This is a genomic window from Lysinibacillus sp. RC46, assembly GCF_041262385.1.
Taxonomy (GTDB): domain Bacteria; phylum Bacillota; class Bacilli; order Bacillales_A; family Planococcaceae; genus Lysinibacillus.
This window is the reverse complement of the sequence record NZ_JBGCCF010000018.1, coordinates 88375-102927: the sequence shown is the minus strand read 5'-3', so window position 1 is coordinate 102927 and position 14553 is coordinate 88375. Positions and strand designations below refer to the sequence as shown.

14 protein-coding genes are annotated in these 14553 nt (G+C 34.4%); 8 read left to right on the top strand and 6 right to left on the bottom strand.

Features of this window, described 5'->3' with window-relative positions; all coding sequences use genetic code 11:
• The coding region (locus ABH966_RS16780) for a DUF1266 domain-containing protein (protein ID WP_370080310.1) at positions 1–678 on the bottom strand (678 nt) is incomplete at its 3' end.
• A gap of 405 nt (positions 679–1083) precedes the next feature.
• Between ABH966_RS16780 and ABH966_RS16775 the strand changes: the two genes are divergently transcribed.
• A complete protein-coding gene (locus tag ABH966_RS16775; protein WP_370080308.1) occupies positions 1084–1929 on the top strand; it encodes an MBL fold metallo-hydrolase in 846 nt (281 codons plus the stop codon).
• A gap of 108 nt (positions 1930–2037) precedes the next feature.
• Here ABH966_RS16775 and ABH966_RS16770 read toward each other — a convergent pair whose 3' ends face one another.
• Both ABH966_RS16770 and ABH966_RS16765 read right to left on the bottom strand, forming a co-directional pair.
• The gene (locus tag ABH966_RS16770) at positions 2038–3444 is read right to left on the bottom strand and encodes a sodium:solute symporter family protein (RefSeq protein WP_370080306.1); all 1407 of its coding nucleotides are present in this window, start codon (positions 3442–3444) and stop codon (positions 2038–2040) included.
• A complete protein-coding gene (locus ABH966_RS16765) occupies positions 3445–4761 on the bottom strand; it encodes an aspartate aminotransferase family protein (protein ID WP_370080304.1) in 1317 nt (438 codons plus the stop codon).
• A gap of 244 nt (positions 4762–5005) precedes the next feature.
• On the opposite strand from ABH966_RS16765, the gene ABH966_RS16760 reads away from it, so the two are divergent.
• From ABH966_RS16760 to ABH966_RS16745, 4 genes are all read left to right on the top strand, one after another.
• On the top strand, positions 5006–5905 hold the full coding sequence (locus ABH966_RS16760) for a LysR family transcriptional regulator (RefSeq protein WP_370080302.1): 900 nt from the start codon (positions 5006–5008) through the stop codon (positions 5903–5905).
• A 300-nt stretch (positions 5906–6205) separates the two neighbouring features.
• On the top strand, positions 6206–6754 hold the full coding sequence (locus tag ABH966_RS16755) for a PadR family transcriptional regulator (protein WP_370080300.1): 549 nt from the start codon (positions 6206–6208) through the stop codon (positions 6752–6754).
• Positions 6755–6817: 63 nt separating this feature from the next.
• On the top strand, positions 6818–7513 hold the full coding sequence (locus tag ABH966_RS16750; RefSeq protein ID WP_370080298.1) for an ABC transporter ATP-binding protein: 696 nt from the start codon (positions 6818–6820) through the stop codon (positions 7511–7513).
• A gap of 11 nt (positions 7514–7524) precedes the next feature.
• Positions 7525–8232 carry an ABC transporter permease gene (locus tag ABH966_RS16745; RefSeq protein WP_370080296.1) on the top strand — a complete coding sequence of 236 codons (708 nt, stop codon included), beginning with the start codon at positions 7525–7527 and terminating at the stop codon, positions 8230–8232.
• 625 nt (positions 8233–8857) lie between these two features.
• On the opposite strand, the gene ABH966_RS16740 is transcribed toward ABH966_RS16745, so the two are convergent.
• From ABH966_RS16740 to ABH966_RS16730, 3 genes are all read right to left on the bottom strand, one after another.
• Positions 8858–9211: a cupin domain-containing protein gene (locus ABH966_RS16740; RefSeq protein ID WP_370080294.1), complete on the bottom strand. Its 354-nt coding sequence runs from the start codon at positions 9209–9211 to the stop codon at positions 8858–8860.
• Positions 9212–9231: 20 nt separating this feature from the next.
• Positions 9232–10146: a class I SAM-dependent methyltransferase gene (locus ABH966_RS16735; RefSeq protein WP_370080292.1), complete on the bottom strand. Its 915-nt coding sequence runs from the start codon at positions 10144–10146 to the stop codon at positions 9232–9234.
• Between the two features lie 147 nt (positions 10147–10293).
• Positions 10294–10980: a DUF421 domain-containing protein gene (locus tag ABH966_RS16730; RefSeq protein ID WP_370080290.1), complete on the bottom strand. Its 687-nt coding sequence runs from the start codon at positions 10978–10980 to the stop codon at positions 10294–10296.
• A gap of 368 nt (positions 10981–11348) precedes the next feature.
• Here ABH966_RS16730 and ABH966_RS16725 point away from each other — a divergent pair, with 368 nt between their 5' ends.
• The 3 genes from ABH966_RS16725 to ABH966_RS16715 all read left to right on the top strand — a co-directional run bounded on the left by ABH966_RS16725 (position 11349) and on the right by ABH966_RS16715 (position 14128).
• Positions 11349–12155, top strand: coding sequence for an aminoglycoside adenylyltransferase domain-containing protein (locus ABH966_RS16725; protein ID WP_370080288.1), 807 nt, complete (start codon positions 11349–11351; stop codon positions 12153–12155).
• Between the two features lie 232 nt (positions 12156–12387).
• Positions 12388–12945: a cysteine hydrolase family protein gene (locus ABH966_RS16720; protein WP_370080286.1), complete on the top strand. Its 558-nt coding sequence runs from the start codon at positions 12388–12390 to the stop codon at positions 12943–12945.
• Positions 12946–13324: 379 nt separating this feature from the next.
• On the top strand, positions 13325–14128 hold the full coding sequence (locus ABH966_RS16715; protein WP_370080284.1) for a hypothetical protein: 804 nt from the start codon (positions 13325–13327) through the stop codon (positions 14126–14128).
• Positions 14129–14553 lie beyond the last annotated feature (425 nt).

Sequence of the window (14553 nt, the reverse complement as noted above, 5' to 3'; positions counted from 1 at the left end):
GTCGTAAATGTCACCCTCGTAAGCAATGGCTCGGCCAAATGCAAATGAAATAAAATAGTCCTTCCAGGATTGGAATGCATGGCTTCCGGCATCAGCTGCTCGCGTTATATAGCTCCATGTCTGTTCCTCGGTAATATAACCAACTATGTAGCTCCATCTTGCAACATTTACAGCTCGGTCAAAATCCCAGGCAGCAATAGTGTCCACCCGTTCAAAATCGGATTTCGTAAAGGAAAGTTTCTTCATCATCGCTTCTTGGGCTGATTCAAAGCATTCCTGCGATTTTCCCACTTCCTCTTCTGTAAAAGACTGGCCAGCTTTCAATGCCATAAAAAGCTGACCAAACTTCGTACGATGGCCTTCAGTAAGCAGCCATTCCAGGGTTTCTACAGCCTCTTCCGGATTATTAACGTCCCAATATGAAGAAAGGACCTCCCTCAAAGTTTCATTATCTACATCTATCGGCAGTATCCGTGGCGAATCAGTGCGGTAAAGAGCGAGATTGGCACCGTAGGCTAGTAAATGCTGTTTCTCCTTCGGTAAAGGGTTAGCCATCTCCATTTCTAATCGTAATTTTTTTTCATTTTTCTTAATTCGCTTGCTCGCTGTAATTAAACCTACAATAAGTAAAAACACAATCACTACGATAATTCCTACAATATACATAAGGATCTTCAAACTGGTACATTCCTTTCCATGCTTTTTATTTGTCGCAGTTTAAATCATGCAACACCAACTTTTAACAAATGATAGTAAAATTATACATTTACAGGTAATGTTATGCAATCAGACTATTTTATTACTTGTCTCTGATAGTTAGTATGTCAATAGTTGATGGGCGTAGAGGCTTCTGGAAGAACGATTAAAAGGAACTAAAGAAAGGGGACTGGAAGTTTCTTAATTCCTTATTTGAAAAGGGATAAAATGTTGGTTCATGCTGATATATATATTTATTTTGAAACCTCATAAACTGGATCAATCAATATAACTACTAGACACAATCCATTTTTTTCTTGCTTTATTTTTACTGTATAAAGGAAAAATATGATTGTCTATATTTCAATGAAGGAAGAAGGGTTTTCCATGCATAAAGATATGAATTATGGTAGCGACTTTAAATATATTCCAGCAACATCAATTTGGAGTGGAGATGGTGTAGAAGTATTACCAGATTTATACCAACATACGATTCAAATTGTTAATATCGTACTTTACGGTGAACCTCATAAGAAAGAGTTCGTATTAGTTGATGCAGGCATGCCAAAAAGTGCAAAGGAAATTATTTCAATAGTCGAGGAGAGATTTGGATCAAATTGTCGACCTAAAGCATTAATTTTAACGCACGGGCACTTTGATCATGTTGGAGCGATAATTGATCTAATTGAACATTGGGGTATGCCGGTTTATGCCCATCCTTTAGAATTACCTTATTTAACTGATATAAAAAATTATCCTGAACCTGATACTACTGTAAATGGTGGCTTAATAGCAAAAATATCATCCATTTTCCCGAATGAAGCTATTAACTTAGGAAACAACATTGAGGAGCTCCCGTCCGATGGGAGTATTCCATATATGGATGGTTTTCGTTGGATTCATACTCCGGGCCATACGCCAGGTCATATATCTTTATTTCGCGAAGAAGATCGAGCGTTAATTGTTGGAGATGCATTTGTTACGGTAAAACAAGAGTCTCTTTACAAAGTCGTGCTACAAAAAAAGGAAATTAGCGGACCGCCACGATATTTCACAACGGATTGGCAGGCTGCTTGGGATTCTGTAAAAAAATTAGAGGCATTAAAACCTTTAGTTGCTATTACAGGACATGGATTACCGATGAAGGGGGAAGAGCTTACTAGAAATTTGCATAAGTTAGCGACTGAATTTGAGCAGATTGCTTTACCTAATCACAGCAAATTCTTGAATTAATGATTCCGAATTATAAAAAACTGCATCTCCAATTGTTAGTTGTGTCTAACTATTGGAGTGCAGCTTAATTTAGATTGTCTTATAAACTTGAAGCTTTTTAATATTTACTTATAAATTGTCGTATTTTTCCTTGTTCACCTCAATGTTATTTTCGGGAATAATAAGTGTGAAACCAACAATAACGACGAGTCCAGTAATTAAACCATAAATAATCGGTAATGTAGAAGTAATTCCAAAAATTATAAATGAAATAAAGATAACTAGTGAACTAGCAATAATAGAATAGAAAGCAGCTTTACTTGTTACACGCTTCCAATAGAGACCGATGATGAGTGGTACGAAGATAGCACCTGATAAAATTGCGTAGGCCATATCTAATGCAACTAGTATGTTTTGAATCCATACTGAGAAAATGATGGCTAACATACCTAAGCCAAGTATGACAATTCGCGATGTATTGATGATATCTTTATCAGTCATATCTTTTTTTACGTATACCTTAATAATATCGTTAGTGATTAGGGTCGCAGAGGCAAAAATAGCACCCGAAGCATTTGACATAAGTGCAGAACAAACACTAGCAAGAACTAGCCCCAACAAGCCTGGTGGGAGAATTTCTAATGCAAGGCTAGTAAACGCTGATTGAGAGTCTCCTAAATTTGGAAGTAGCACAAGTGCGCACATACCTACAATGCTTAGTACTAAACCATATAAAACACTGTAAAGACCGGCCGATATGGCACTGCTTTTCGCTACTTTTTGATTTCTCGCTGTAAATACACGCTGCCAGATGTCTTGAGAAACCATTAAACCGAAGAAGTACAATAAAAAATATTGGAAGATACGATCCCAGCCGATATTTGTAAGGCTAAGATGCGCTTCTGGCACACTACTAAATAGAGCAGTTAATCCTCCAACACTGTTTACGCTAAACGGGAACATAATAAAAAATACGCCGATAGTCATTACTATAAATTGTATAATATCGGTTAAGGTAATACTCCACATTCCACCTAAGATTGTATAAAAGAGCACGATCCCTCCGCCAATAATCATAGAAGGAATAAGGGACCAGCCTAATAACACGTGAATAACATTTCCCATACCAATTACTTGTGTTACTACGACCATAAGGGTATAGATGGCTGTAACAATAGCACTGATAAGCTGAGTTCCTTCTCCAAAGCGCTTTCCGAGTAACTGACTAATAGTAAAAACCTCATAACCGCCAATTTTATTAACGACGAAAAGACCCAAGGCAGCTATACCAAAGCCCATCATCGAAACAAACCAAAGACCAGAAACCCCGTAATTATAACCTAATGACGTGGAACCCATAGTAGCCGCACCACCAATAATAACAGCTGCTAAACAGCCGACATGGCTGTAGTACCCTAAACGACTTCCTGCGAGGACAAAATCTTTTTCAGATTTCGCTTTTTTAACTCCTATTATTCCAATAATCATTAAGACACCGAAATATAGAAGAAGAACAAAAGTATCTAGTGTATTCATTTATTCACCCCCGAAACTTAACTCTAATTCGTATTCGGTAATCGCTTCGTCAAGCAAGGAAATTCCTAAGTCTAAATGTTCCTTATCTATATTTAATGGAGGCATCATTCGAATTACCTCTCCCTTATTACCGCTCAAATAGTAAATAACCCCTTTGTCCAGACACTTCTCGAGGATTTTCATTAAGCCCTGACCATTTGGTTCTAGGGTAACAGGATGAATAATTTCAATTCCTAGCATTAAACCAATTCCACGAACATTGCCAATCGTGTGATGTTTTTCTTTTAAGTGTATTAATTTATTTAATGCATAGTCACCTAATATTCTAGCATTTTCCACTAAACCTTCTTCTTCTAAAACGTCTATTGTAGCGCATGCAGCTGCACATGCGACAGGATTTCCGCCAAATGTAGTACTATGACTACCAATTGTCCATTGTTCCATTAACTCCTGTGAAGCTACAGTTGCGCTAAGGGGCAAGCCACTGGCAATTCCTTTTGCAATCGCCATAATATCTGGTGTCACACCAAATCGATTGGCCGCAAACCAGTCACCTGTTCGACCAAAACCAGTTTGAACTTCATCAAAGATTAGTAAAATTCCGAATCGGTCACAGATTTCTCTTATTTTTTGTAACCATGCTTTTGGAGGGATAACATAACCGCCTTCTCCGAGAACAGGTTCTAAAATAACTGCTGCCACTTCATCTGGAGATACTTGATGATTGAATAAACGTTCAAAATCTTTTTCAACATGTTCTGACCAATATTCTTCGTGGTTTAAACCCTCTGGTGTTTCCGTTATTTGAGCATATGGTAATTGATAGGTCATGTTTGCTCCAACCGGTAAATTCCTTCTGTATTTACTTTTCGATGTAGTAAGACTCAACGCTCCCATCGTTCTGCCGTGGAATCCTCCAAGGAAAGAAACAACGTAAGGTCTCTTGGTTACATGTCTTGCTAATTTTACTGAACCTTCGATTGCTTCTGCTCCGCTATTTCCAAAGAAAAAACAATCTAATGACTCTGGTAAAATCTTTTTCAATTTCTTAGCTAATAGAATAATTGAATCATAATTAATAATACCGATAGGACCATGAACTAAACGATCTACTTGATCTTTAATAGCTGTAATTACCTTTGGATGTCTATGCCCTGTATTTTCTGTAGCAATACCAGAAGTAAAGTCTAGATACTTTCTACCATCTACTCCTATATAAAATAATCCCTCAGATTTTACTACCTGCAGATTCGGAAAATCCTTCGCCATTGTGGGTGCTAATAGGCCTTCTTCGTTAATATTTTTCCAATCAATCATAATCTCATCCCCATTTCATTGGTGTTGAAGGAATTTTCTCTCAATTCAGAAAAAACGTCAAATGCCTACCATAAGAAATTTTAATAGTTGAAAAATAGTTGATAAAGAGGGATAGAAATAAAAACTTCTAATTCGACCTTGCATAACACTCATAATTTCTTAAATGGAAGAAGGGTAATTATTACTTTATAATAGAAATACAGATTTAATATGTAGGAATTAGGGGAAAGTAGACGGTGATTAAATGGAACTAAGGAATTTGAAAACCTTTCAAGTGGTCGCAGAAGAATTAAATATCACAAAGGCTGCCAAAAGATTAGGGTATACACAGCCAACTATTACGCTACAAATACAATCTTTAGAAAAAGAACTGAAGCACACTTTATTAACAAGAGTTGGTAAAAAGACTCTTCTAACAGCTGCTGGAAAAAAGCTAAAAGACCATGTCGATAACTTATTTATCTTTATAGATAAGTTAGAAAAAGACATGGAAGAGCTACATGGACCGTCTGGCATTCTGACCATTGCTGCCTCAGAATATTATTGTACTCAACATCTTTTACCGATTGTAAAAGCTTATTTGGAAATCTACCCGACTGTGAAAATAAGTCTTCTACCACTAAATAGTATACATGCTATTAAAAGTGTAAGAGACCACGTAGCGGATATTGCTATTATTGCGAATGAATGTAATGATATTGATATTAGTAAAACTTTTTTAGAAGAGGAAAAGGCTTATTTAGTTGCTTCTTCTAGAATTAGTAAAGAAAGAAGTTTTCAAGAAATTCTATGTGAAGATACCTTTATCTCCTATGACTATCATTGTAGTTTCAGTAATATCATTGAACAATACTTCAAAAAAGCCGAATTTCAACCTCAGTCCACTATTATGGTTGGTGGAAGTGATGAGATGATAAAGCGTGCCGTGTTGAACGGAACAGGCTATGCGATTTTAGGTCAAAATGCTATAGAGAATGAAATACAGGATGGTTCGATCAGCATCCTCCAACATGTTTCAGAATCTATCATTACATCAGCCATTAATTTAAAAGTTCGCTCAAATGAACCGAATATACTAACGTTTAATGAATTTTTACAAAACGCCTGGCCAGTTAATAATAATCTTAGTAAATCATTTGATTAAATTGAGAGAATAATTAGAAAATTATAGATGCAAGAGTGCAGTCCCATTTTTTATTTTTCTAATGCGGGATATATATCTAAATTTATTTAAAAAGAAAAGCTGTAGCAAATAAATTTGCTACAGCCTGAATTGGTTCATGCCCCTTGATGGCGCAATATCATATATTTTATCATAAAAAACGTTATTGTAATATATTTTGTTTTTTGCAACATTTCAATAATAAATAAAAAATTATTGACAAAAAAATGCAGAACCGTTATATTCAATTTATTCAACGTTGAATATAAAAAGGTGATTATTATGACAAGACTATTAGTTCTTGCTATGTTGGGGCTAAAACCAATGACTGGCTATGATATTAAAGTAATGCTTGAATTAAGCGACGCTGAACGCTGGGGTGGTGTGCTAATCGGCTCGATCTATAATGCTTTGAAGAAACTTGAAAAAGATGGCTATATAGAGGTGGCTAGTATTGAATCCACAGGTCACAGACAAAAAGCAATTTACCAAATTACTGAAAAGGGCAGGGCACATGAGCAAGAATTAATTATCGAGGCTCTTGAAAAATCCTCTGTAGTTTATCCTACAACTTTATATTCTGGTGTCTCTTTTGCATTTAAACTACCAAAAGCTAAAGCGGTGAATGCATTAGAAAAGCAGAAAATAATTTTGGAACAAGAAGAAAAGGCGATCAATGCTGGCTATGAGGCGAAATTAATTGCTATGCAAGGAGAACTACCAGCATTAACACAACTAGCATTTGATAATATGCTTGAAATTGTTCAAGTACAATCAAAATTTGTACATCAAGCTATTGAAATTATGAAAAAAAGTGACTCTCTCGAATGAGGGAGTTAAAAATTAGCCATATATTCAACGTTGAATATACAATGTTAAGTAAGGGGAGATAATGTGAAAGAACTCATTAGCGCTAGTCAATTAACGAAAAGTTATAAAGCTAGATGTGTCGTTGATCATATAAATATTGCCATTAAAGAAGGGGAGGTAATAGCTTTAGTGGGCACAAATGGTGCTGGGAAAACTACAACGATCGGTATGCTTCTTGGCATTATTCCGCAGGACAGTGGAACGATTGAATACTGGACATCCGACTACAAAAAGGAAATAGGTACGCAGCTTCAATCAACCCCTTTTTTTGAAGGTTATTCTGTAGAGGATAATGTGAAATTATTTGGGGCATTCTATGGAATTTCGCTCACAAAAAATGATATTGATGAAAAACTCGCTGCTTTTGATTTATTGCAGGTCAAAAAAACGCCTGCTATCAAACTGTCATTAGGACAGCAAAAACGGCTAGCTATTATCGTGACAACTTTGCATAACCCGAAACTAGTAATTTTGGATGAACCTTCTGCTGGATTGGATCCTAGAGGCCAAAGAGAAATTCAACAGATCATTAAACGATTGAAAAATAGCGGGGTTGCCGTGTTATTTTCTTCCCACGATATGTTGGAAGTAATGAATGTAGCTGACAGAGTGTTGGTTATGCATCACGGAAAAATAATGGCAAATGGCTCACCTGATAGTTTAATGGAGCACTACCAAACGCAAAATTTAGAAGAATTATTTTTTGAATTAACGAAGTGAGGAGCGAGAAGATGAAGGCTATTTTCGTATTAAATTTGAAATCTAGCGTAAAGGATATGTATTTACTCTTTTGGTCAATATTAATGCCATTTGCTGCGATTATTGCGTTAAGGATATTTTTACCGAGTTATGCAGGAAATTATGTAGAAGGAATCATTGCCATTAGTGTATTTTTCTATTCATTTATGACCACTGCTTTTATAGCATTATCGCAAAGAAAAAGAGGGGTTTATAATTTACTTCACGCTACACCAATGCCATTATGGAAATATATCGTCAGTATTTCTAGTGCATGGGCTATAGTAGCGATTATCTTATCTTACATCGTGCTTTTATTCGCTATCGTTATCAATCAACTGAATTTTACTTTTAAAATCCTCTTATATATGACACCGATTATCCTAATAGCTTCATTAAGTTTTGTTTTTTTAAGCTTTTTTATTTCAAGTCTCGTGAAAAACGAGGGGCATTTAAGTATGACTGCAAACGTACTGATGATACCAATGCTACTTTGTAGTAATGCATTTTATACAATGGAAAAAGCGCCAAACCTTATACAATATGTTAGTCTGGTAAATCCATTTGAATGGTTTGTAAATGGAATTAAAGCCGCGTTTCTAAATAATTTTAGTACATGGGGAGAATCTTTACTTCTTTTATCGGGATGCTTAGCCGTGACACTTATCATTTCCTTAAAAACATTCAAGTATAGTGAATAATAATTGAAATATAATAAATCAAGTGACTAGAACTCGAATTTGAGTCTAGTCATTTCCAACGTTACTTTACAAACCCAGCGTTCATGGAGAGTTACAAGGATGGAGAGTAAACCATATTGAAAGGAGTAGAAGTGATATTTATTCCGATTTCACTAAATTTTCCAGACAATTATTTGGAGTTGGGGAATGATAGAGAAGGAGAGACGAAATTTTATCTTGTATGATCGAGATAGAAATACTCTAAGAGTTTGTCAATAAACTATATAAAAACACTATTTCCTGAACAGAAAACTTATAGAGGGCCACTTAATATTATAAGTGACCCTTAGTAACAAAGCTTCGGAGGTGTAAGACTAAACCAATCTTACATTACTAACATATGATACGATGTTATTCTTGCATAGTTAATTGCCTGAGAAATAGTTTAACTTCCTTCAGCGGGTCGCTGAAAGAAGTTAAAGCCTCCGGCGGATGTCACGGAATCGGAAAGGAGTGCTTAAAGGATGTTAGCCTAAAACCATCGCATCCATGCGATAACGGCTAACTGACCTGCATCGTGCAGGCCCAAGCACAAAGCCGATTCCGGACGCAATTATGCCGAGGCATAATTGATAATATTAGTAAGTCACTTTAAAGGCATAAAAGCCGCGGGATTTAATTGTTCAGATTCTATCACGATGCCGGTTAATCCTTTATCCGTTTTAGTTTCATGCCATTCACCCTTTTCCCAATAAACTGCATCTCCAGGCTGAACTTGATAATATTGCTCCTGTTCATTTCTTACAAATCCTTCGCCTTCTATAATTAAGAGAAGCTGGGGAACTACCGCTTGATGATAGCCAATAACACCGTTTTCTTCTAAATACATACACCCGAGACTAGCTGATGCTTCAGTTTTGATAATACGAGACATAATAAAACTTGACTTAAACTGTGTTATATTTTTGCCATTTTCTTTGGACAATTGATAAAATTTCATTTGATTCCTCCGAACTTAACTTATTTTTTCACGGCATGGACGTAGTGAATCGTTTCAAAGGCTGTTAAATAATCTTTTCGATTGTCAAAATAAAGCTCATTAATTGTATCTGGCGATAGATGTTCGTAAATAAGCAGACCTGAGTTCTCTAACATTTTTTCCATTTCTTCATAAGTAAAACATGATTTCATCGGTTCACCACTTGCTGCAGCCATTTTTACCATGTTGTTTACTCGGTTTGATATTCCTTGTTCTTTAAATAGTTTTTCATCTGCATAGTCCAACACTATCGAACTTCCTGTTGGTACATTGGCAAACAAGTGATCAATTAAACTTGAAATTTCAACTTTCGTTAAATAATAGGAAACACCTAGTAGACTAAAGAAAGTTTTTTTATTGTCAAAGCCGCTATCCATTAGATTTTGATATGAAAACTTTTTTGTGAAATCCATCGAAACGAAATGTACATTACTTGGAAGCTTTAAATTAACTTTAGCTAATCTTTTCTTTTTAAATTCTTGCGTTGCAGGGTGATCAATTTCAAAGATTTCCAAAATGCTTTCAAATTCCGGGTGTCTTAAGCTAAATGTATCTAACCCTGCACCGAGTATGACGTATTGCTGTAAACCCAGCAAAACTTCATTCAGTAAAACTTTTTCACAATATGCTGCACGCGCCAAGGGTGTGGGGGAGAGCTGTGTTTGCACAATCCATTTTAATAGCTCTTCAGTTTGTCCATTTAGTTTTTCTGCGATTTCTTTGTTAAAAAACTGGATGCCTTGTACCATATTTGTTTGAATGTCATGGAACTCTTGTTGTGTGATTAATTTTTGAGCTAGATAGTCATCAAAAATTTTAGGGGTATCAAATTGACTATGATAGGCTCTACTAAAAGCTGAGATTAATGAAGTTAAACTGGATTCACCTTTGTTCATGCAAATACACTCCTTCAAAAAAAATAGGATTCCCCTGGCCAGGAGAATCCTATTGTACAGATAAATTATTTAAAAGTAAATTATTGCATAAATAACTTTTTTTGTCAAGTTTTCAGTACCGATAAGCCATTAGATTTAGAAATCTCCTTAATCAAATTTTTGGATAAATATTTTACCGTTCGGTTGAATTTCTGCATAAAATACTTCTTCGATTGTTTTTATATGTGCTTTTTTTAATTCGCTATCTAGCCATTCTCTACTTTTTCCAACTTCCAGTAAATTTCGTTTCAATAGCTTACCATCTGTGATCACTTCAATGGGGATAAAAGCTGGAGATGAAGGAGAGATATTTAAATCGATCTTCTGTGTGCCTAGAAATTCAGGCTTTTTCAAAATACTAAGCATGCCATTTGGTTCTAATATTGCATAGTCAATTTCTGTAATTGAAAAAACTTGATACTGTCTAATCATCATCGTCAGGTCATCAATATTAATTTTAGTGTTTGCTAAAGCTTTTCTATCTATTTTTCCCTTTTTAATAACGATTGTCGGTTGTCCATCAAGTAATGTTCTTGCTTTTCCGGATTTTAGAGCGATGTAACTAATTAAAGTAGTAAGCGCACACCAAACAATTAAGCTTACTAAAAATTTTGTGTATACAATTGTTTTTAAAACTACCATATTGGCTGCCATTGAACCAATTGTAATACCAGTTACGTAGTTAAAGAAGGTTAAGTGACTTAGTTGTTTTTTACCTAGAAACCTCGTAAGTGTCAGAAGAACAAAAAAACTAATAATCGTTTGAACAACTACTTGTATATAACCTGTGTACAAATTCTCCCACTCCTTATCTAATCACTAGAATACCCAATGAATTTCCAAAAGATACGTCGTTACAGGGCCGAGTTCGAATTGATTAGTGTTCTATTTAAGTTTTATAAGAAAATAAATGAATCGATACAATGTTGATTCATTATCAAAAGTATAGATAACCTTTGTATAAAACGTATGCTATGTAATTAAGTTAATTGAAGTGGGGAATGGGCGACTCCTTGAGGCTCATCGGACGTCCCCAAAGAAAGCGCCCAGTCGGAATGGAAATCAACAATACGTTTTGATGATAATCATATTAGTATCAATAATGGAAAATATAGTTGGTGTTTTGGTAATATAAGTATTATTTGATTAAAAGGAGAGTTTTTATGGATTCTAGAGTTTCTATTCAGGTTCAAAAAATTTTAAATGAATATACTACCCTATTTCAAAATAAAATACCGAATACGCTTGAAGGGTTCTATTTACATGGCTCAATTGCTCTTAACGCTTACATAAACGGTTCTAGTGATATCGACTTTATTGCAGTTGTTAATAGATCCTTAACCGAAGAAGATGCGAAAGTAATATCGGCTCTTCACAAAGAATTAAATCGAAAATACAAGAATACAGGGATGGATGGATGTTATTTACTTGTTGAGGATATTGGCAAGAAACAGAGTGAGGTAAATGGTTGTTTAAACGTCAACGAAGGTAAAACAAATTGGAGTAATGATCATATTAACCCAATTACTTGGTGGATATTAAAAAATAAAGGGATTACCATTTTAGGGGCAGATGTAGCTACATATAACTTCAGTGTAGATGAAAGAGTGCTTGATGATTATGTTTTAGAAAATATGAACAGTTATTGGTCGAGTAGATTGGAAAAAATTAAAAAATATAAAGCATTTTTAATACCAAAAAATTTAGTTGATTCAGAAGTAGAGTGGTCAATAACAGGGGTTTTACGGCAATTTTATACACTGCAAGAACATGATATTGTTTCGAAAGTTGATGCTTGTAAATATGCAATACATCATTTACCAGAAGAATATCACAATATTATTAACGAAGCCATCAGTATTCGAGAAGGTTCTAATAAACGCTATTGTAATTCGAAAAAACAACGCATTGATGACACTATTCAATGTATGGATTATATACTTAAGCAATGTAATAGTGTTAAAAACTAATGAAATGTGGTTATCACCACATGTTTTGGTGATGAGATTGAAATGTTCTGATTTGCCTATTATTACTTTTTGTGGAAAATGTGATAATATTAATTCTTAAATGACAATTTCATTTTAGGGGGTAGATATTATGAACAAAAATTATGTTAGCACCGTGATAAACAAAAAGGGGAAATCGTCTAACTAAAAAATAATTATATAGCGTTTCCTCAAATTGAAAGGGGAAAATTTTTTGAATCAAGCACTACTTATTATTGATGCTCAGCAAGAATTAATGGATGGTAATGAGAAAGAAAGGGCTGTTTTTAAGAAGGAACAGCTTATTAGAAATATAAATTTAGTCATTGACAAAGCAAGAAGATCCAATGTTCCAGTCGTCTTTGTAAGGGATCTTGATGTTGCTGAAGGTAAAGGGACAGGGTTCGGTATTCATAATGGCATTAGCGTACCTAAGGAAGCGAAGATATTCGATAAAAAAGCAACGAATTGTTTCCATGGGACTGAACTGCTAAATCATTTACATTCTCAAGAAATTAAACATGTTGTTGTGATGGGATGTTCGACACAACACTGTATCGATAGTGCAGTAAGAACCGCGACTATTAGTGGTTTGGATGTCACGTTAGTTGGTGATGGGCATTCAACAACGGACAGTGATGTTTTAAGTGCAGAACAAATTATCAAGCATCATAACAATACACTTCATGGTCATTACAATGTCGAACACTTTTCTGTTGTTAGAAATTCAGAAGAAGACTTGTTTCAACCTACACATGATTCGTATCGATAAAAAAGAACATTCAAGGGCACTCAGATAAAATTAAATATACATTGATCCCTTCGGACTTGATAAGAAAAGCTTATATCTAAGTAATAAAAGATATAAGCTCTTTTTTATGGTCTGTACGTAGAAATTGTTACTTCTTAATTCCTTTTCTTATTCCACAAACAGAGGATAGTGCAATAAGGAATGAGGGAATTATAGTTGTGTTATGATGATTCTATATAAAATAATTTATTTAGGGGTTTTCTACATAATGTTTAAATTGAACACCATTAAAAAATTCTAAACTTCGTTTCAGCTATGTCTTTCAAATGATTATCAACTATTATGTCATACAATGGGCGGAAAGACGATTGTTTATAACACTATTTCTTGGGAGAAAGTGGTGGAGATTCCTAAACCTAAAAATCCTGGTGAGATAAAATTCTCTGCTGATGATAAATATCTATTTATTAAAAGAACTACTGGTACGGTGTATGTTTATGAAACGACTGAATTTAGTTTAGTTGCTATATTTCAATCGAATAAAGCTATACATCTGACTGAAGGGAATTTTGCTTTAACTACTAACCCCTTTATTATTCTTGATGAAATAAGAATAAAAGCAGATATTCAATTAGCTTCTATCAATACAGAAAATGGAGAAATTAATATCTTGACTAATTTCGAAGAGCCTATCAGATATATGAGTTACCATCATCATATACAAAGTGAAAATGCGCATCTATTTACAATAGCTTTTGAAAATGAACTATATCATGAACTTAAAATACTAAAAGTCACTGAAAAAAATGGTACATTTTATACTTCATTGATTTGCTTTCCAGACGAGCTTTTTTGGGATACATTGATTTATAACCCAGTTTATCGGGTATATATTTTAGTGGAAAAAAATAACTTAATCATAGTGAATGCGGAATTCAATAAAATATTGATGAGAAAAAATCTATTAAAGGATGAAAAATTAGATGATATCGGGTACTTCACACACATCCATCTGTCTGATAATGGCTTATTCATTGTATTAGCTTATAGTAAAAAGGTTCTGATTGTACGTTCTGAGGATTTACAGGTTATTTTAGTTGAAACATTTTCTTATGCTTGTTTCGCAGAATTTAGTAAAAATGATGAATTACTACTTATAGGTACTTGGAACAATGGTTATGTTTTAGAAACTAATCTGAAATAATATGTTACTGATTGCGCCGAAATATGTTACTAATTTTAAGCAATTGTTTATCTATACTATTAATATAATGATTATTATGTGAAACATTACACTTAAACAAACAGGTGGTTTAGTTGAACAAAAGAGACAGTACAAGAGCTGTCTCTTTTCAGCCGTTAACAATGTTTCTTTTTACTAGAGTTTATTAGAATGGAACTTCATCGTTCGATATATTAATTTGTTCGTTTCCAAATGGGTCATTTGCTAGTTTTCCAAGTAAGATTGCATTATCTTTTTTAGTTTTTGGTTTTCCACTTCTATTGTGGCTAATCTTCGTTTCAGTGATAACTTATTTCTATTGAGTGTTTCTGTAATGGGTTCTTCCTTTTTTATCAACGATTTCCCTGAAAAGATACTTTTGTTCATTCGATTTAGTAGAGGGTAAG

What these genes read in the sequence shown, in the direction of transcription:
- ABH966_RS16735 (WP_370080292.1), bottom strand. Translation starts at nt 10,146, where the DNA reads ATGAACAAAGGTGAATCCAGTTTAACTTCATTAATCTCAGCTTTTAGT.
- ABH966_RS16755 (WP_370080300.1), top strand. Translation starts at nt 6,206, where the DNA reads ATGACAAGACTATTAGTTCTTGCTATGTTGGGGCTAAAACCAATGACT.
- ABH966_RS16745 (WP_370080296.1), top strand. Translation starts at nt 7,525, where the DNA reads ATGAAGGCTATTTTCGTATTAAATTTGAAATCTAGCGTAAAGGATATG.
- ABH966_RS16760 (WP_370080302.1), top strand. Translation starts at nt 5,006, where the DNA reads ATGGAACTAAGGAATTTGAAAACCTTTCAAGTGGTCGCAGAAGAATTA.
- ABH966_RS16770 (WP_370080306.1), bottom strand. Translation starts at nt 3,444, where the DNA reads ATGAATACACTAGATACTTTTGTTCTTCTTCTATATTTCGGTGTCTTA.
- ABH966_RS16725 (WP_370080288.1), top strand. Translation starts at nt 11,349, where the DNA reads ATGGATTCTAGAGTTTCTATTCAGGTTCAAAAAATTTTAAATGAATAT.
- ABH966_RS16740 (WP_370080294.1), bottom strand. Translation starts at nt 9,211, where the DNA reads ATGAAATTTTATCAATTGTCCAAAGAAAATGGCAAAAATATAACACAG.
- ABH966_RS16765 (WP_370080304.1), bottom strand. Translation starts at nt 4,761, where the DNA reads ATGATTGATTGGAAAAATATTAACGAAGAAGGCCTATTAGCACCCACA.
- ABH966_RS16775 (WP_370080308.1), top strand. Translation starts at nt 1,084, where the DNA reads ATGCATAAAGATATGAATTATGGTAGCGACTTTAAATATATTCCAGCA.